This window comes from Metabacillus endolithicus, from assembly GCF_023078335.1.
Taxonomy (GTDB): domain Bacteria; phylum Bacillota; class Bacilli; order Bacillales; family Bacillaceae; genus Metabacillus; species Metabacillus endolithicus.
In genome coordinates this window covers 4,968,118-4,984,988 of the sequence record NZ_CP095550.1, presented here as the reverse complement: position 1 = coordinate 4,984,988, position 16,871 = coordinate 4,968,118, and the positions used below count along the sequence as shown (strand labels likewise).

General features: G+C 37.6%; 17 protein-coding genes and 3 pseudogenes. 1 reads left to right on the top strand and 19 read right to left on the bottom strand.

Annotated features, from left to right (window positions below; all coding sequences use genetic code 11):
- Window positions 1–91 precede the first annotated feature (91 nt).
- A complete protein-coding gene (locus MVE64_RS25405; RefSeq protein ID WP_247342296.1) occupies window positions 92–1,369 on the bottom strand; it encodes a M48 family metallopeptidase in 1,278 nt (425 codons plus the stop codon).
- A gap of 328 nt (window positions 1,370–1,697) precedes the next feature.
- Between MVE64_RS25405 and MVE64_RS25400 the strand changes: the two genes are divergently transcribed.
- Window positions 1,698–1,886, top strand: coding sequence for a hypothetical protein (locus MVE64_RS25400; protein ID WP_247342294.1), 189 nt, complete (start codon window positions 1,698–1,700; stop codon window positions 1,884–1,886).
- Here MVE64_RS25400 and MVE64_RS25395 read toward each other — a convergent pair.
- The 18 genes and pseudogenes from MVE64_RS25395 to MVE64_RS25310 all read right to left on the bottom strand — a co-directional run bounded on the left by MVE64_RS25395 (window position 1,863) and on the right by MVE64_RS25310 (window position 16,869).
- Window positions 1,863–2,756 (bottom strand): energy-coupling factor ABC transporter ATP-binding protein, encoded by an 894-nt coding sequence (locus MVE64_RS25395; protein ID WP_247342292.1) that lies wholly within the window; start codon window positions 2,754–2,756, stop codon window positions 1,863–1,865. The two genes, MVE64_RS25400 and MVE64_RS25395, sit on opposite strands and share 24 nt — an antisense overlap.
- A 36-nt stretch (window positions 2,757–2,792) precedes the next feature.
- Entirely contained in the window at window positions 2,793–3,563 is a 771-nt protein-coding gene (gene cbiQ / locus MVE64_RS25390) for a cobalt ECF transporter T component CbiQ (RefSeq protein ID WP_247342291.1), read from the bottom strand.
- Between the two features lie 10 nt (window positions 3,564–3,573).
- Window positions 3,574–3,852: an energy-coupling factor ABC transporter substrate-binding protein gene (locus tag MVE64_RS25385; RefSeq protein WP_098796936.1), complete on the bottom strand. Its 279-nt coding sequence runs from the start codon at window positions 3,850–3,852 to the stop codon at window positions 3,574–3,576.
- Between the two features lie 2 nt (window positions 3,853–3,854).
- Window positions 3,855–4,511, bottom strand: a pseudogene (locus MVE64_RS25380) (energy-coupling factor ABC transporter permease).
- A gap of 242 nt (window positions 4,512–4,753) precedes the next feature.
- Window positions 4,754–5,398, bottom strand: coding sequence for a 5,6-dimethylbenzimidazole synthase (gene bluB, locus MVE64_RS25375; RefSeq protein ID WP_247342288.1), 645 nt, complete (start codon window positions 5,396–5,398; stop codon window positions 4,754–4,756).
- 7 nt (window positions 5,399–5,405) lie between these two features.
- Window positions 5,406–6,293, bottom strand: coding sequence for a GHMP family kinase ATP-binding protein (locus MVE64_RS25370; RefSeq protein WP_247342285.1), 888 nt, complete (start codon window positions 6,291–6,293; stop codon window positions 5,406–5,408).
- Between the two features lie 26 nt (window positions 6,294–6,319).
- Window positions 6,320–7,288: an adenosylcobinamide-phosphate synthase CbiB gene (cbiB, locus tag MVE64_RS25365; protein ID WP_247342282.1), complete on the bottom strand. Its 969-nt coding sequence runs from the start codon at window positions 7,286–7,288 to the stop codon at window positions 6,320–6,322.
- Window positions 7,282–8,001, bottom strand: coding sequence for an adenosylcobinamide amidohydrolase (locus tag MVE64_RS25360; RefSeq protein WP_247342280.1), 720 nt, complete (start codon window positions 7,999–8,001; stop codon window positions 7,282–7,284). Before MVE64_RS25360 ends, cbiB begins: the two co-directional genes overlap by 7 nt.
- 10 nt (window positions 8,002–8,011) lie before the next feature.
- Window positions 8,012–8,617: a histidine phosphatase family protein gene (locus MVE64_RS25355; RefSeq protein WP_247347250.1), complete on the bottom strand. Its 606-nt coding sequence runs from the start codon at window positions 8,615–8,617 to the stop codon at window positions 8,012–8,014.
- Between the two features lie 7 nt (window positions 8,618–8,624).
- Window positions 8,625–9,368, bottom strand: coding sequence for an adenosylcobinamide-GDP ribazoletransferase (gene cobS, locus MVE64_RS25350; protein ID WP_247342278.1), 744 nt, complete (start codon window positions 9,366–9,368; stop codon window positions 8,625–8,627).
- Window positions 9,365–9,898 (bottom strand): bifunctional adenosylcobinamide kinase/adenosylcobinamide-phosphate guanylyltransferase, encoded by a 534-nt coding sequence (gene cobU, locus MVE64_RS25345; protein ID WP_247342275.1) that lies wholly within the window; start codon window positions 9,896–9,898, stop codon window positions 9,365–9,367. Before cobU ends, cobS begins: the two co-directional genes overlap by 4 nt.
- Window positions 9,895–11,001, bottom strand: a complete 1,107-nt coding sequence (gene cobD, locus MVE64_RS25340; RefSeq protein WP_247342273.1) for a threonine-phosphate decarboxylase CobD — start codon at window positions 10,999–11,001, stop codon at window positions 9,895–9,897. Before cobD ends, cobU begins: the two co-directional genes overlap by 4 nt.
- Window positions 11,001–11,518 (bottom strand): annotated as a pseudogene (cobO, locus tag MVE64_RS25335) (cob(I)yrinic acid a,c-diamide adenosyltransferase). Before cobO ends, cobD begins: the two are co-directional and overlap by 1 nt.
- A 56-nt stretch (window positions 11,519–11,574) precedes the next feature.
- The gene (locus tag MVE64_RS25330; RefSeq protein WP_247342270.1) at window positions 11,575–12,144 is read right to left on the bottom strand and encodes a nitroreductase family protein; all 570 of its coding nucleotides are present in this window, start codon (window positions 12,142–12,144) and stop codon (window positions 11,575–11,577) included.
- Window positions 12,131–12,925 carry a uroporphyrinogen-III C-methyltransferase gene (gene cobA / locus MVE64_RS25325; protein WP_247342267.1) on the bottom strand — a complete coding sequence of 265 codons (795 nt, stop codon included), beginning with the start codon at window positions 12,923–12,925 and terminating at the stop codon, window positions 12,131–12,133. The genes MVE64_RS25330 and cobA overlap by 14 nt, the downstream gene beginning before the upstream one ends.
- Window positions 12,922–13,989: a nicotinate-nucleotide--dimethylbenzimidazole phosphoribosyltransferase gene (gene cobT / locus MVE64_RS25320; RefSeq protein WP_247342265.1), complete on the bottom strand. Its 1,068-nt coding sequence runs from the start codon at window positions 13,987–13,989 to the stop codon at window positions 12,922–12,924. The genes cobA and cobT overlap by 4 nt, the downstream gene beginning before the upstream one ends.
- Window positions 13,973–15,500, bottom strand: a pseudogene (locus MVE64_RS25315) (cobyric acid synthase). The gene cobT and the pseudogene MVE64_RS25315 overlap by 17 nt, the downstream one beginning before the upstream one ends.
- The gene (locus MVE64_RS25310) at window positions 15,493–16,869 is read right to left on the bottom strand and encodes a cobyrinic acid a,c-diamide synthase CobB (protein ID WP_247342262.1); all 1,377 of its coding nucleotides are present in this window, start codon (window positions 16,867–16,869) and stop codon (window positions 15,493–15,495) included. The pseudogene MVE64_RS25315 and the gene MVE64_RS25310 overlap by 8 nt, the downstream one beginning before the upstream one ends.
- Window positions 16,870–16,871: the final 2 nt, after the last annotated feature.

The window sequence follows — 16,871 nt, the reverse complement described above, 5'->3', positions numbered from 1 at the left end:
AATAAGCGAAAATATTTAAGTATTTTTAATATGAGTACTCATTTAAAAAATAAAAGCGAAAAAGAGCTGTCACCCAGCTCTTTTATAAAACTTATTTATATTGAGTTAAAAGCTCAACAAATTCTAAGTATCCCAAGTCAGTAGCATGATCAATTGCTGTAAGTCCATCAACATCCTCGAGTGCTGGATTAGCACCGGCTTCTAGTAATAATCTTCCTGACTCTAAATCTTCCATCATGACAGCTTGTATTAAGGGAGTCCAGCCATAATCATCCTGAAGATTTGGATCAGCACCGGCTTCTAAAAGGAATGGTATATAGTCCTGTCTTTCGTATGAAATAGCAACAATTAAAGGATTTTCACCATACTCATTTACCTCATTTGGATCTGCATCTTCTTCTATAAGTAATTGTACTTGATCCATATCATCATCGATAATTGCTTGCATAAGTGGACTATATTCAGAAGGATAAACATCACTAAGTAAATTGAATTTTGCTGCCAATAATGTTGCACCAACAGCTCCACCTGCAATTGCAATTGGGATGAACAGAAAAACAATGATCATAATGATGACAGCCATTTTCGTGCGGCTAAGTAAGGTAATGCCCGGCTCTCTTTCAGAAAAATGTTCAATTTCGTAAATCCGTTTCGGAAGAGGTGGATGTGTTGAAAGCAATTCAGTTAACGTTGTGAAAAAACCCCTTTTTTCATTATATTGCTGTAAATAATCTTCCACATTAACCTTATGGTATAAACGCCTGCCGGCAGCTAATACCAATAAGCCATTTATCGCACTTTCAGGTTTTTCTGTATAATAAGCAGCCATGCGATCACATGTATATTCTGCAGTTCTTAAATAACCTGTTCCGATAAAAGGAATCCACATGCTTAGTGAAAGAAATGCACTTTTCACCACATGATTTCGTTTAAGATGGGCAAGTTCGTGTGCAATCACATAATCAATATCAAAATCGTCTGCTTCTTCCGCAATATCAACAAAATCAGAATACAACACAATCATGCTTTTCCCTGAAATCGCTAAGACTTTTGTGGCAAAAGCATTTAATAGACCACCTGATTCGACAATATATACCTCTGGTTCAGTTTCCATCTCCATTTTGTTAGCTAAGTGACTAACCTTCTGATACAATTCAGGAAATTGAGATTCTCTTAGCCTTACACCATTAAGTTGGATATGTGACATTGATATAATGTGCGAAAAAATCGATAGTATCGCGATGGCCAAAAAGATAATAATCCCTACAACAGATAGTAATAAATAAATGGCTAAAAAAACCGTTGAAAGTACACAAAGAATAAACATCGTATCTTCATGTTTGTGTACTAGAGAATATTTGGATTCCATTTTTAAACTCCTTTATATAGGCTACTGTTATCATTCCCAAATAAATAGCTTAATGAATAGAATGAACAAAAGGGAAAAATTGTATAATTACTAATTTTCCTTTATGGCTTCACCCCAAAATATTTATGAACAATCTGTTAGATTAAAAATATGATATAGAAAGGAATAAAATTTATCTTTTTAGTATGAGTAAATTCCATAATAAATTGCCTTTCAATCAAAAAACGAACTTTTTCTCAAGCGTTAAGACAAATTTTCTCCGTTTTTTGGGTAAACAATTATGCATTATGAAATTGATTCATATAAATAACAAAAAGGAGTGCTTTAGGTGTTTGATCGACATCCTTTTTTATTTTTAGCTTGTATGATTGCAGGTTTTGCTTTAATTAATGTACCTTTAAGTGAACCTTTAGCTCCGCTTAGTCAATTGGTTATCTTTTTAGGCGAACTTACTGTTTTATTTTTCTCATTTGTTTTAATTTTTCATGGCATTTTATTTGTTTTCGGAAAGAAATAAATAAACCCCCTCTTTAATTGGAGGGGTTTTATCGCTTAACAATTTCTTCATCATTTCGAAAAATTCTGCTTTTTTTGAAGGATAAGTGGTTGATGTTACACCTGTCGTTTCAAGTAGTTTTTCATAAACCTCCATCACCCACGGTTTTTCTAAGTGACTTTTCTGAAGAACGTTTATTTGTTGAAACACATTATATGGTGCTCCTTGAGACAGAATCTCCCCATCATGTAACACAATGACCTCATCCGCCCATTCATAAGCAAGATCTACATTATGTGTAGACAGGATCATTGTTCGATCCTGGCTATGAAGAGTTCCAAGTAATTCCATGATCTTTCTGGAGTAATAAGGATCCAGTCCAGCTGTTGGTTCATCTAAGATCATAAGCTCTGGCTCCATTGCCATCACACCAGCGATTGAGACTCGCTTTTTTTGACCAATGCTGAGAAAATGTGGTGGTTTATCTTTTAGTGATTCTGTTTCTGTTAGTCTCATCACCTCTTGCACCTTTTGCTTCACAAGATCAAGTGGTAATCCTAAATTTTTCGGCCCAAACATGATGTCTTCATATACACTTGATGAAAAAAGCTGGGAATCAGGGTTTTGAAAGACAATGCCAACACGTTGACGAAGTTGTTTGATTTCTTTTCGATTATAGGTAATCTTTTTCCCTTTATATGTAATGAAACCTTTTGAAGGCTTAATAATACCATTGAGGAGTAGAAATAGGGTGGATTTTCCTGCCCCATTATTTCCAATTAAAGCAATTTTCTTACCTTGCTCAATTGAAAGTTTGATATCGTTTAAAGCTATTGTTCCGTCCCCATATTGATATGAAACATCTTCTAGTGTAACGAGTGGTGATTTCATAGGGCACCTCATTTCTGCGATCTAAGATTTATCTTGTTAAAATTGAAATAGTGAGAAGCCCCCCACCACTACTACCAAAATCCCCGCACATCGGGACCGGTTAATAGCCATTCCTATTTCAATATCATATAATCCCTCTTCACCGCCACGACTTTCAATCGCTGTTTGCAATTCTTTTGCAGATTGAGAGGATTTTATAAAAAGACTAACAATTAATTGAGCTACTGATGTGATCCAGTCCTTATAATTTTGATAGCCTAGTCTACTTGACTGCGCAAGAAAAATTTCATGCATTTTATCTAAAAGTACGAAGATAAATCTGTACGTCATTCCAACTAATTCAATGAATAAAATTGGAAGTTTTAATTGTTTTAATACCCACAGAATCTGGTTGATGGACGTAGTTAGAATCAGAAAGTATAAGCAACTTATACTAGCCATCACGGTTGTACCTAGATCCAAGGCTTGTTTCAAATTCGCTAAGCTAGTATAGATAAACCAAGATCCTATTTCTATTTGCCAAAGCGGATTTACCATACTGCTTATCGGAGTAACTGAAATCACAATCGTCATCATACTTGTTAGCAAAAATAAAGATGGTAATAATAAAAGCTTTATATATTGAGATAACGGTATTTTAGCTGCAAAAACAACGCTTATGCTCATGATAATAAATGTGAGGCAGCCAATGCTGTTATTTTTCGTGATAATCGTAAAGAGCAAAAAAACAAACGCAAACGCTACTTTCTCAGCCGGGTGAATGTGTTTCAGATCATTTATATAGGCGTACTGATCAATTTTTAACATTCAAACTCCTTTATTCTTTTGACGAGTATTTTTTTCTAGCTCGTCCAAAACCGATCACATAACCGATAAAAATAGCACCTGCTGCTGCTTGTAACGAGAAAAGCAAGCTTTCAATTTCACCACTTGGAGGTTCCCAAATCGATGAAAACCAAGGCTCATACGATGGAGCCAATTCCCCAATCATTTCTTCTGCTTGACCATCTGCTCCGCCAAACTCCGCATCTTTTTGTAAAAACAAAGGGAATATAGCTAATAAAATAACAAGTAAAAATAACAATAAGTTTTTCATCTTTAGCTTGCCTCCTTAACAGTAGGTAAGTGCGTTAATTCAGTCATATTGTATTTTATTAACAAATTCATCACGATAACTGTTAACAATCCTTCACTTATTGCTAGTGGGATTTGTGTGATACCAAAAATACCGGCAAACTTAATAAAAGAAGCAAAAAATCCACCAACTTCAGCTGGAAACGCTAGTGACAATTGAACAGATGTAACAATGTATGTACCTAAATCACCTAGCATCGCAGCAAGAAAAACAGATACAGCAAAGGACAGCTTCATTTTTCTTCCTAATTTATAGATACCGTATGCGATAAATGGGCCAACAACTGCCATCGAAAAAGCGTTTGCTCCTAAAGTTGTTAACCCACCATGTGCTAATAATAATGATTGAAAAAGTAAAACAATCGTCCCGATGACACTCATCGCTGTTGGGCCAAATAAAACGGCACCTAAACCAACTCCAGTTGGATGAGAACAGCTGCCCGTTACGGACGGAATCTTTAGGTGATAATACAAAGGCAAATGCCCCGGAAACACCTAGCATTGTTTTCAATTCAGGATGTTCACTCACATTTTTTGGATACTTTTTAAGCCAAAAATGATAAACGGAAGTGTTAGTGCCCACCAAAAAACAGCCCATCCAATTGGTAAAAATCCTTCCATTATATGCATTGCATAGGCACTTTTGTATGAATTTACCCAAAAATAACTTGTTAATCCTAAGACAGCTATTAAAAGTGCCCACTTATAGTTTCTTTTCATTCCAATTTCCTCCTACAGAAAAAATGAATGGTTGTCCATCATTTGCTTCTATTAAAACAAACAGGCTGGCTCAACCAAAGATCTCGGATTACCATTTAAGCTTTACTTTTCTAGTTACGAGTAAAGCACCTGTTATGAATGTATTACGAACTACCCCATAATTCTTTATATATTAGTTTTTCTAATGATCGTCTTTTTTCCCATTTTGCCGATTCTAAGATTGGTGCCTTCGGATAATCATCTGTATAGCCAATCGAGATCAATGCAACCGGATCAATATGTGGTGGAATACCTAATATATCGCGCACATCAGCCTTTTTATAAAAACTAACCCAGCCCATTGCTAATCCTTCTACACATGAAGCCAGCCACATATTTTGAATCGCACATGCTGTTGACATCATATCTGTTTCCGGAATTGAGTTACGACCTAAAACATGTGAGCCACCTCTTGTAGGATCACATGTTACACAAATTGTTAAAGGAGCTTCTTTTAATCCTTCAATTTTAAGAGAGAGAAATTTGGATGCCCGCTCATCTTCTTCATAATGAATAGCAAGGGCTCGCCTTTCCTTATCTGCTGCCCAAGCTAGTTTCTGTTTGATCTCATCTGATTCCACTAAGATAAAATTCCATGGCTGCATAAAACCAACAGAAGGTGCATGGTGGGCTGCTTCTAAAATTCGATTAACAGCATCCATTGAAACAGAATCTTGATTAAAGCTTCGAACATCTCTTCTTGTTTCAATAACCTTATAAATAGCCTCTTTTTCTTCTTTAGAAAACATAATAGAATCACCTCACATATAAATGGAGATTTTCATCCCTTACTTCAAACTTCTTATGACTGTAATAGAACGGAACTGCTTTAGTATCATCAACGAGCTTTTTAAATTGAAGCAAACAATCGTTTTTGTATGGATGATCATGCTCAAACAGGATACCAATCATTGTCCCGCTGTGTGCAACAACGACACCACCTTGACAGATAGCTGCTATTTTTTCCATTTCATCAAAGTACTTTTTAGGGAGAATTTTTTCATTTATCTTTGCACTTATTGTTGATGCCTGACAAATGGAGCTTAAATTCTGAGTCTGTATTCCTGTTTTAATTAAATGGAAGGCATGATGAAAAGCTTTCAGATCTTGTCGCGAGTAGATTTTACGCTGTTGGTTGAATTGAATCGTATCGATATAACCACCAACATCAATTCCTAATAAATCAAATGGAGGTAAGTTTCCGAACGATTCCATTAGGCTACCGTTTTTGTAGTTATAAGCAACAACATTTTCATACATCACTCCATCAGTAGGTTCAATTTCTGTTGCAATTGTAGAGAGAATTTTATTATTCACCTCAATGAAACACCCATCCGCGACTGCTTTCATCGCAGCAACAAGGTCTGCTGAACTACTTGCCATCCCTTTCCCTCTAGGTATGTTTGAAGCAAGATCTATCGTTCCCCCGACATTTTTATTAAACAAAGAAAGTAACTTATTACAGGCCAAAACAGCTTTGGAATAGGAAGAATGACCAATAATGGTTTTTGTTTCATTTGGAATAAATATGGATTTGCTTGTTAGTACTGGAATTGGCATTGTAATTAAAAAGGGCTGCTTGTTATATACTCCCTGTACTAGCTCTCCAAATGTACCATTACATATTCCATAACCAATCCGCATGTTTACAACCTCAATTTCCTCTTAATCTAGTATACGTACACAGTAATGAAAATCGACAAAATGAAGAAAATAACCAAGCCTATTATCGAAGAAATATGCATGATTTTTATCGTGTGAAGAATATCATTTGCTTCAATTCTCCTCTTGGGAACACCCATTTTGGCTCGATGAGATGCAATGCCATTGTAATAATTCGTCCCTCCTAGTTGAATACCCAATGCCCCAGCAACTGCTGCTTCTGGTATTCCGCTATTAGGACTAGGATGTAGTTTTGCATCATTTTTGATGCTACTCCATGCTCCCCGAATATCAAGACGTGTAATCCAGCAAGCAGCAAGAATAAGGACAGCTGTTATTCGAGCCGGAATATAGTTACAAAGATCATCAAGTCGAGCTGAGGCCCACCCTAAATTTCGATATTTCTCATTTTTATAAGCCACCATTGAATCTAGTGTATTAACAGCTCGATATGCCATAGCTAAAGGAGCACCGCCGATTAATGCATAAAAAAGTGGTGAGATAATCGCATCTACAATATTTTCAGCAACCGTTTCAATGGTTCCCCTGCTAATCTCGTTTTCGTCCAGTGAATGGGTATCTCGTCCAACAATCATGCCTAAGCTTTGTCTTGCTTTAGGAAGGTCTTTTTCTTGTAAAGGCTTGTAAACATCCCTTCCGGCGTCAGCTAAACCTTTTGTCGCAATGGTTGTAGAAATAAGCCATACCTCTATACATATCGCAAGCCAATTATTGATTTGATGAGCAATGATAAGAACGATCGCAGTAAGCAAGTAGGTTAACCCAACAATAACAATCGGAAAAAGTAACCCAACAACCTTTAGTTTCCTTTCATCATGAAAGACTTTTCTAATCAGCTTTTCTAGTAAGCTAATACCTTTTCCTATAAAAATAACAGGATGAGGTAAGTTTCGTGGATCTCCAACGAATCGATCAACCAGATAAGAGAAAACAAGAATAATAGAAGTAGTTAACATCGAAGCTTTTCTTCCTCTCTCCAATTTGTTACGACTTCAGTTAATGCATCATAAACTAAACACCCAATTGAATTGCCGATCGTTGTTGCTGTACCGGCAAACTGATGGGTAGGATAGGCAGGGTCTTGTGTAGCGGCAATGACAATCGAATCAGTTGTGGTACCTGTAGCATCCTCTTCAGCTTCATCAACAATACGTAAATCCTGTAAAGCTGCAGCCTTTGCTTCAGTAGCTGTAATAATGCTATTGATCATAGCAGAATGAGTTAAGTTTCCATCTATAAAAATAAATGTATTGATTGTCCCATACTGATAGGCAGAATATGTTTTTCGCTTTTTACCGGCTCTAGCCTTGTTGCCTACACCAGCTGTGACACAAACAACCATTCGAAATTCATCTCCGTGTATTTCCTGAACAGATCCTAATTCAATTTTTGCTGCTGTTTGAAGACCAATTGTTTGCTGTTTTGGATATCCCCAAAAGTTCACTTTTTCCTCAATTTGTTTCACTGGATCATTAGAGGCATATTGGAGAGGTACTTGCCAGTTGAAATAATGAGTAGCCATTTGAAATCCACCACCGAAAACTGCACTGCTAAAAGATTCTAACGGAAAAGTTGATTGGAAGATTAAATGATCATCTCTACGTTTTAATGAGAGTTCAGGCCACACTTTTGAGTGGTGATGCTGTTGATTTTTAAAAGGTTGTGCCATGTTTTTCACTTCATCCTATTTTTTGTACTGATATTATTTTTTCTATTTGTTGATCAAATTCCAGTAAAACCCCGCTACCATGCTTTACGCCTTCTACATCCCAATACTTTGTTGAATTCCCTAAATAATAATGGCTCAAAAGCCAGCGTATAGGACCTTGATGACTAACAATCAAAATGATGTCATTAGGGGTGTGCTGACAAAGTACTTGTTTGAACCAATCAGAAACACGTAACCCAAGCTCATCAAGCGTTTCCCCATCAGGTGGAGCGAGTTTAAAAGGATCATTGATCCAATTTGTTACAAGCATAGGTGCTTCAGACATGATTTCATCATAGGTTTTACATTCCCACTTACCAAATGAAAGCTCTCTTAGTGCAGCATTTGCAGCTGGTTTCATTTGAAGAGCTTCACCGATTATTTGTGCACTCTCTTTTGCACGCAAAAGGTCACTTGAGTAGAGTGCTGAGATACTTTCTTTTCCAAGCGTATGGAAGAGATTGTTTGCTAAGCTTTGAATTTGTTGCTGACCTAATTTGTTTAAAGGTGCATCATAGTGACCTAAATAGCGTCCAGCTGCATTTTCGTTTGTTTCACCATGTCTTATAAGAATCATTTTCACCTTAAAACAACCTCCAAATCGCAATCGCCAAAAATAATGAGACACATTCACTCCATTCGATGATGGCCCCGTAACAATCTCCCGTTAACATCCCTAGCTTTTTAAAAACATACAAAACAAAAATCGTACTAACGATAACAGATAAGATAAATAAAATGAGACCATGAAAGCTAAGTAAAAAGAATGTTATAGCTAAAACAAATGCTAGGTTTAAGACGATAACAGGAATTGTTAAGTAACGTTGAAGACCTTCACCTAATCCACCTTCCTTTTTATAAGGAAAAGCCTTTATCGAACATATGAGCACCAAACGAGCAAACAAAGGTGAAAAAATGAAGAGGAAGGTAAGATTCATAGAAAGCAATTCGTAGATCGCCATTCCTTTTCCTATCATTAATAAAATGGCTGCAATCACACCCATTGCACCGACCCGGCTGTCTTTCATAATCTCAAGCATGATCTCACGAGAACGATTGCTCCCCAGTCCATCAGCCAAATCCATCCACCCATCAAGATGGAGACCTCCTGTTATCCAGATCCATAACACTAAGAGGAAAAAAGCTGTAATTGTGAGTGGAAAAACCTCAACGAGTAATACAGAACCTAAAGCTATAATCATACCGATTAGAAGTCCAACCAGCGGATAAAAAATCACACTTTTTTGCCAATCTTTACTCGATAATTGAGAAGATGGAGCTGGTATTCTTGTTAAAAATGAGAGAGCAGATAAAAAGGCCTTGATCATTTCAAGCGCAATGGCAACCCTGACATAACGGCAAATGCTTCATCAGCTGCTTCGGCAGTTAATTGATTCATTTTACCGAGCACATCTTGATAAAATCTTCCTAAACGATACAAGGCCACTCCTCCTAAACCTACTTCACTTGAAACAATAATAACGTGTTCTGTAAGCTGCTTGATTTGCTCTAGCCAACTTTGTAACTCTAATAAAATCGTTTCCTGATGGTCTTTTGATTTTAATTCTTCTTCAGGGATGCTCATACAGCGGTTTGCTAACCATGTTGACAAACAATCAACTAAAATAGCTTCGTTATCTTCATTAGTAGATCCAAAGATAGGTAATTCAGTAGGGTTTGATAGTAACCCCCAGTGATTAGGGCGACGTTTTTGATGAACTTCAATTCGCTGTTGCATTTCATCATCTGTTATTACACCAAATCCTACATATAAGACATTTGTACTTTCATTAGCCAAGCGTTCTGCATACTCACTTTTACCTGAACGAATTCCTCCGGTTATAAAGGTCATGGTCATCCATTTTCACATCCTTTAAGCTTCACATCTATTAATGCATCTAGTAGCACATTGTTTTCTTCTTGAGATCTAATAGCGATGCGAAAATCATGTTCTGTTAATCCTTTATACATAGAACAGGATCTTATTAAAATCCCTTTTTGTCCGAGTTTCCATTGAAGATCATGTGCTCCCATGTTTTTTTGAGATCGAACTAATAAATAATTAGCATGTCCGTCAAAAACGTACCATCCTAGTTCACGTTCAATTTTTGATTTAACATACTCTCTTTGTTCCGTAATAAGAGTGATTGTTTCGTCAGCATATGCTTTTTCGTTTAAGCAATATTCCCCAGCTATTAGGGCTAGTTGATTTACGCTCCAAGTCACTTGTTTTACGACCATTTTTCCAATAATCTCAGAACTCGCGATTGCGTAACCTAGGCGAAGACCTGGAATGGCGTAAAACTTTGTCATCGACCGAACAATGATCATATGTTGATAGTTTTCTAGATAAGGAAGTAGAGTAAGATCCGATCCATTAGCTAAAAAGTCAATAAATGCTTCATCAATCACGACATACGTATTTGATTTTTCAGCTGAATCTGCAATTTGTTTTAACTCATCCAATGTATAGACTGTACCTGAGGGATTATTAGGATGTCCGATAAACAGCAGATTCACTTTGCTTATTAATCTTAAAAGTTCTACCATATCAGGCTTTAAATCGTGCTCAACTCTTCCGTAACATCCCTCCACTTTTGCACCAAATGCTTTTGAAAGCTGTTCATACTCTGAAAAACAAGGATAAACAACCCCTACAGTTTCAGGTTTAAGGGCAAGCAGGACAAGAGCCATACATTCGGCAGCCCCATTTCCTATGACGAGCTGAGAAGATGGAACGGATAGGCTTTCTTCAAGTTTACTTTTTAGTTTTCGTTGGCCGGGATCAGGATAATGGATAATGCTTTCAAGCTGACTTTTTAAGCCCTCCATTACTGACTGTGGTGGACCCAAAGGATTAATATTTGCACTAAAATCGAGTACCTGCTTTCCTTCAAGCCCAAATATATTTGCTGCAGTGAGTAGATCTCCTCCGTGACCAAATTGCTCCAATACAGTCATTAAAATTCAATTCCTTTCACTGCAGGTATGCCCTCGTGATAGTAATGTTTAACTTCCTTCATTTCTGTAACTAGATCAGCTTCAGCAATGATTTCCTCTTTAGCAGAGCGTCCAGTAACAATCAAATGCATATGCTCCGGACGAGATTTTATCAAATCTACGACCTCATGAAGTGGAAGAACATCCTCAATTGGAAATTTTTCAATGGCTAAAGCATTATTTAGCTCATCTAAAATCACAACATCATAAGAATTAGATGCAATTTTTTCTTTGGTAAAAGCCATGCTTTTTTTAATGCTTCGCGGTGCTCTTCTGGTGTTTTAGTCCAAGTAAACCCAATCCCTGTTTGATGCATTTCAATGCCAATTTTGTCAAACTGAAGCTTTTCTCCATATGTACGTGTTGGAGATTTAATAAATTGAATGATGAGCACTTTTTTTCCACGTCCTGTTGCTCGGATGGCAAGACCAAGTGCTGCGGTTGTTTTCCCTTTCCCATTACCTGTATAAACGAGCATAAGGCCACGTTGCTTTGATTGACTCATAAGCTCCCCCTCGTTTGGTTCGTTTATCTCTACAACCAAATTGTTTTTTCTTCATATGACGTTCTTTTTGGTTCTTTCATTTTTTGGAGAGAGTCTTCATTCGGATATCCGATAAAAATGTTTCCAATCACCTTTTTGTTTTCCGGTGCACCGATAAATTGATGAAGGCGCTCATCATGAACAAGACCAACACCTCTTGTACGCCAAACAAAACCAAGTCCAAGCTCTTTGGCAGCAAGCCACATGGAATGAATCGCACAACAAACGGCATATTCATTATCTTTTGTAGCGTCATCATCTCCTGGTACAACATCAGAAGTGACAACGATATGAACAGGTGTTGAGGTTAACACTTTAATAGAACTTTCAACTAAATGTGGCTTCGTTGGAAATCGTTCCTCTAAATATTCCTTAGCAAGAGCTTCATATCTGTCTTTTGCCTCACCCTTGATCACATAAAAACTCCATGGCTCTCTCATTCGGTCGTTTGGAGCCCATGTTGCCGCTTCTAGCAGCACATTGATTTTTTCATCTTCTACATCTTGATCACGGTAATCTCGTATTGCTCGACGTGTTTTTAACTCACTAATGATTGACATACTTCTCCTCCTCGTTATTACTTGAAGCTTCCATTTCATTGAACCATTTAATCTTTTCACGGAGGTTAACAACTTCACCAACAATGATGATGGATGGATGTTCAATTCCTGCTTTCTTAACGATTTCTTCAATTGTATTTAATGTGCCAGTAACCGTTCGCTGTTTCTCTGTTGTTCCCCACTGGATGACCGCAACAGGTGTGTGACTGTTTTTGCCATTTTCAATAAGCTTTTCGCATATATAGTGTAAATTTCCAACACCCATGTAAAAAGCAATTGTATCAATTCCTTGTGCAAGAGCTGACCAATTAATACTGTCCTGTTTCTTTTCTGCCCGACCATGGCCTGTTACAATAGCGAATGATGAAGCATAATCCCGGTGTGTGACGGTAATTCCCGCATATGTAGGTGCAGCAATTCCTGATGTGATTCCAGGCACAATTTCAAACTTAATATTTTGTTCGGCTAGTACCTCTGCTTCTTCTCCGACACGTCCAAATACAGAGGGATCGCCTCCTTTTAAACGAGTAACAACTTTCCCTTGTAATGATTTTTCTACAAGCAGATCATTGATTTGCTCTTGAATAAGTTCATGCTTTCCAGGAAGCTTTCCACAAAAAATGAGTTCTGCCTCAGGCTTTGCGTGGTCTAACAATCTTTTATTTACTAAGCGATCATATAAAATCACATCTGATTTTTGGATACATTCTAATCCGTAGACGGTAATTAATTTATGATCCCCAGGTCCTGCTCCTACCAGATACACGGTTCCTTTGGTCAAAATTCTCCCTCTCTTCTTTTTTCATTCTTGTTGGATATTCCCGCTGATTGAAATGTAGCCATCTCATTTAGCATGTTTGTTGATGATTGTAAAATGGGAAAAGCAACAGCAGCTCCAGATCCTTCTCCTAACCGCAAACCTAATTGAAGAAGTGGTTCTTTTTCTAAAAAACGAATAGCCCTACTGTGACCTTTTTCGACTGAGCGATGACCGATGAACATATAGTCGGCTGCAGTTGGGTGAATACATTTGGCAATAACAGCCGCTGTTGAACAAATAAATCCATCAACAAGAATCGGAATCCGATTTTCCGCCGCAGCCAGCATCGCACCTGCCATTGCTGCTATTTCTAATCCTCCAACCTTTGACAGAACATCGAGTGGATCATTTGGATTAGGTTGACGAGCTTTGATACTTCGTTCAATGACCTGTTGTTTTACTTTGCGTCCTTCTTCTGAAATACCTGTTCCGATTCCAACAAGTTCATCTAAATTTTGATTAAGAATCACGGAAAGAATGGCGCTGCTAGCCGTGGTGTTCCCAATTCCCATTTCGCCAACAATTAAGCATTTTATCCCTTTTGCTATCATTGTTTGTGCTCGTTCATAGCCAATTTCAATGGCTTTTTCAGCTTCTTGTCTTGTCATAGCATCTTGCTTACAAAAATTAGCTGTTCCGTACCTTACCTTTTTTTGAACAAGTTCACTTGATTCAATATCTTCGGCAACACCTACATCCACAATTTCAAACATCGCTTGAATTTGTCGTGAAAACACATTTATCGCTGCACCACCGTTTAAGAAGTTTTGAACCATCTGAGCTGTAACATTTTGAGGAAATGCAGATACCCCTTCTTCTGTTACACCATGATCAGCGGCAAATATAATAACCCCTGGTGGTGTGACAGTTGGAAAAGGCTTACCAGTCATTTCGGCTAGCTCAATCGCAATTGCTTCTAATCGTCCAAGACTACCGGGGGGTTTTGTTAATGTGTCGATATAGGCACGAACCCTTTTTCCTACTCGTTTATCAAGAGGTGGAATGTCATTATATGTGTGAATCAATTTTTACACTCCTTTGATAAAATCTTTCCATTTCATGTTGAATGAAGGTAAGATCAACATGGTTTCGCACATGATCAGCTAATAGATCAAATGCTTCCTCTCTAAGCTGGTTAAATGAAATTCTTTCTTCTATAGGTGTTAATCCTTTACTAATACGAACCGCATTTAAATACCCTTTTCGAAAATCATCGTTATGAAAAACACCGTGAAAGTACGTGCCCATCACCCGCTCATCACTTGTTTTACATCCATCAACTGAATCAGACAGCTGAATAAGTGGTGAAAAGTCGCCACTTACATTTGTTGCCCCCATATGGATTTCATACCCCTTTACATGATAGGATTGATCGTTAAAATGTAAGTGTCCTTCTGACAGCACGGTTGTTTTATCCTTTTTCATTGTGGTACGTAGCGGAAGCAGACTTGGCTTCCATCTCATGGTGTGATGATTCAATTCCTTCAGGATCCGTAATCTTTAAACCTAGCATTTGATATCCACCACAAATACCGATAATATGAGTTTGCTTCTTTTCATGTAGCTCTACTATTTTTTGAGCAATTCCACTTTCTTTAAGAAACTTGAAATCTTCTATTGTGTTTTTGCTTCCTGGTAAGATGACAATATCCGGATTTTTCACCTGATGACTTCTCGTAACAAATCGCACATGACAATCCTGTTCATGAAAAAATGGATCAATATCAGTAAAGTTTGAAATTTTTGGATACTGAATAACAGCAATATCTATTTCTTTTTCTTCATTTACCGCTGAAGTATATTGATTTAAAACAACGGAGTCTTCGGCATCGATGTTAAGATGAGGGATATACGGAATTACTCCTAATACCTTTTTACCTGAATATTCTTCAAACCACTTAAGTCCCGGCTCTAAAAGGCGAACATCTCCTCGAAATTTGTTAATGATTACTCCAATGACTCGATCATGATCTTCACGATCCAGAAGTTGAAGTGTTCCAACTAAACTAGCAAAAACGCCGCCTTTTTCAATATCACCAATTAATACAACTGGAGCGTTTGCCATTCGGGCTACCCGCATATTTACAAGCTCACGATCATTTAAATTGATTTCAGCAGGACTTCCGGCACCTTCTATCACAATTCGGTCGTATGTATTCGTAAGATTTGTGAGTGATTCTTGAATTAATGCTAAGCCTTTTTGAAAAAACGCTTTTCGATACTCCCCAGCTTGCATGTTTTTATAGGCTTTCCATGAACAACAATTTGCGATTCATAATCACGGTTTGGTTTGATTAAAATCGGATTCATATCCGTTGTTGCTTGAATAAAAGCGGCTTCAGCCTGCACACCTTGAAGCCCGTCCGATTTCCTTTCCATCGATCGTAATATATGAATTTAATGCCATGTTTTGCGATTTAAATGGTGCTGTTTTATATCCATCTTGTGCAAAAATTCGGCAAAATGCTGTGACAATCACACTTTTTCCTGCATCAGAATGCGTTCCCTGAAACATGATTGGCACACCCTTACCCATATGCTTTGATTTCCTTACAAAAGGTGATCCAGTTCTCGACCATTTCAGGACAAGAAGCAAAGTGAAAATGTGTGTACCCTGCAACAAGATTATGAGTTAAACAGCCTTCAAGCTTAGTTCCTCTCATGCCTTTTGTTTCATAAGCATGCGTAACGTCAGAGTGTGGTTCAAAAGTTGAATAATGAAATTCATGACCTCGTGCTTTTTGATTTTCATTGATAAGGAAATTTCCTTTTCGACCAGTAATATCTCGGTAGCCTAATGCCACTCTTTTTGTGTGCATTTTGACTTCACCTGAGATGACTCCAACCATTTCATAACGATTTTCTTCACTTGTTTCAATGGAATTTGTTAAATACATAAATCCACCACATTCAGCAAGTGTTGGTAAACCTTGCTCAATCGCCTTCTTTATGGATGACTTTGCTGCATTGTTCTCAGAAAGCTCACTAGCAAATTCCTCAGGAAAACCACCACCAATGTAGAGACCATCTGCACCTTCAGGTAATGCTTCATTTGCAAGTGGTGAAAAATATAGGAGCTCAGCACCTTGAGTTTCCAAGATTTCGAGATTTTCAGGATAATAGAAATTAAAGGCGGCATCTTTTGCTACAGCAATCTTTACTGAAGTTGCTTTCTTTTTATCGAAAAGAGAAGAGATTGATTTATGTTGAATTGGTTCTGCTTCAGATAAAGTAAGCAATCTGTCAATGTCGACGGTTTCGAGTACCAATTCACCTAATTTGTCAAAGAAAGAATCTAATTCTCCTCTTTCAATGGAAGGAATAAGGCCGAGATGTCGTTCAGGTATTTCAATATCATTTTCTCTTTTTAAATATCCGATAACAGGAACATCACATTCCTGCTCAATTGCTGTTTTGACAAGCTTAAAGTGACCTTCACTTCCAACTTTATTTGCAATAACACCCACGATATTAGGACCTTCAGAAAGCATTTGAAATCCTTTAACAATTGCCGCAGCACTTCGAGCCATACTTGCACAATTAACGACCAACAAAACAGGGCTTTCTGTGATCATACTAATTTCGGCTGTACTTCCTACGTTTGTTCGTGGGTCTTTTCCATCATAAAACCCCATCACACCCTCCATAATGGAGATGTCTGCGCCTTTACTTCCATGAGAAAAGATGTCTAGCACCTTTTCTTCTGACAGCATCCAGCTATCAAGATTTCGAGAAACACGGTTTGTAACAGCTGTATGATAAGAGGGATCAATATAATCTGGTCCGCATTTAAAGCCTTGCACTGTTAAGCCTTTTTTTCTTAATGCTGACATTAACCCAATTGTTAGCGTTGTTTTTCCAACACCACTACCGGTTCCAGCAATGACAATTCTACGTTCAGTCACCT

Bases quoted from the DNA above. Each gene is read 5' to 3' on its own strand.
- cobS (WP_247342278.1), bottom strand. From the start codon at position 9,368: ATGATCAAGGCCTTTTTATCTGCTCTCTCATTTTTAACAAGAATACCA.
- cbiQ (WP_247342291.1), bottom strand. From the start codon at position 3,563: ATGTTAAAAATTGATCAGTACGCCTATATAAATGATCTGAAACACATT.
- cobU (WP_247342275.1), bottom strand. From the start codon at position 9,898: ATGACCATGACCTTTATAACCGGAGGAATTCGTTCAGGTAAAAGTGAG.
- MVE64_RS25355 (WP_247347250.1), bottom strand. From the start codon at position 8,617: ATGATTCTTATAAGACATGGTGAAACAAACGAAAATGCAGCTGGACGC.
- MVE64_RS25370 (WP_247342285.1), bottom strand. From the start codon at position 6,293: ATGCGGATTGGTTATGGAATATGTAATGGTACATTTGGAGAGCTAGTA.
- cbiB (WP_247342282.1), bottom strand. From the start codon at position 7,288: ATGTTAACTACTTCTATTATTCTTGTTTTCTCTTATCTGGTTGATCGA.
- cobD (WP_247342273.1), bottom strand. From the start codon at position 11,001: ATGACTGTATTGGAGCAATTTGGTCACGGAGGAGATCTACTCACTGCA.
- MVE64_RS25360 (WP_247342280.1), bottom strand. From the start codon at position 8,001: ATGGCACAACCTTTTAAAAATCAACAGCATCACCACTCAAAAGTGTGG.
- MVE64_RS25395 (WP_247342292.1), bottom strand. From the start codon at position 2,756: ATGAAATCACCACTCGTTACACTAGAAGATGTTTCATATCAATATGGG.
- MVE64_RS25385 (WP_098796936.1), bottom strand. From the start codon at position 3,852: ATGAAAAACTTATTGTTATTTTTACTTGTTATTTTATTAGCTATATTC.
- bluB (WP_247342288.1), bottom strand. From the start codon at position 5,398: ATGTTTTCTAAAGAAGAAAAAGAGGCTATTTATAAGGTTATTGAAACA.
- MVE64_RS25405 (WP_247342296.1), bottom strand. From the start codon at position 1,369: ATGGAATCCAAATATTCTCTAGTACACAAACATGAAGATACGATGTTT.
- MVE64_RS25330 (WP_247342270.1), bottom strand. From the start codon at position 12,144: ATGTCAATCATTAGTGAGTTAAAAACACGTCGAGCAATACGAGATTAC.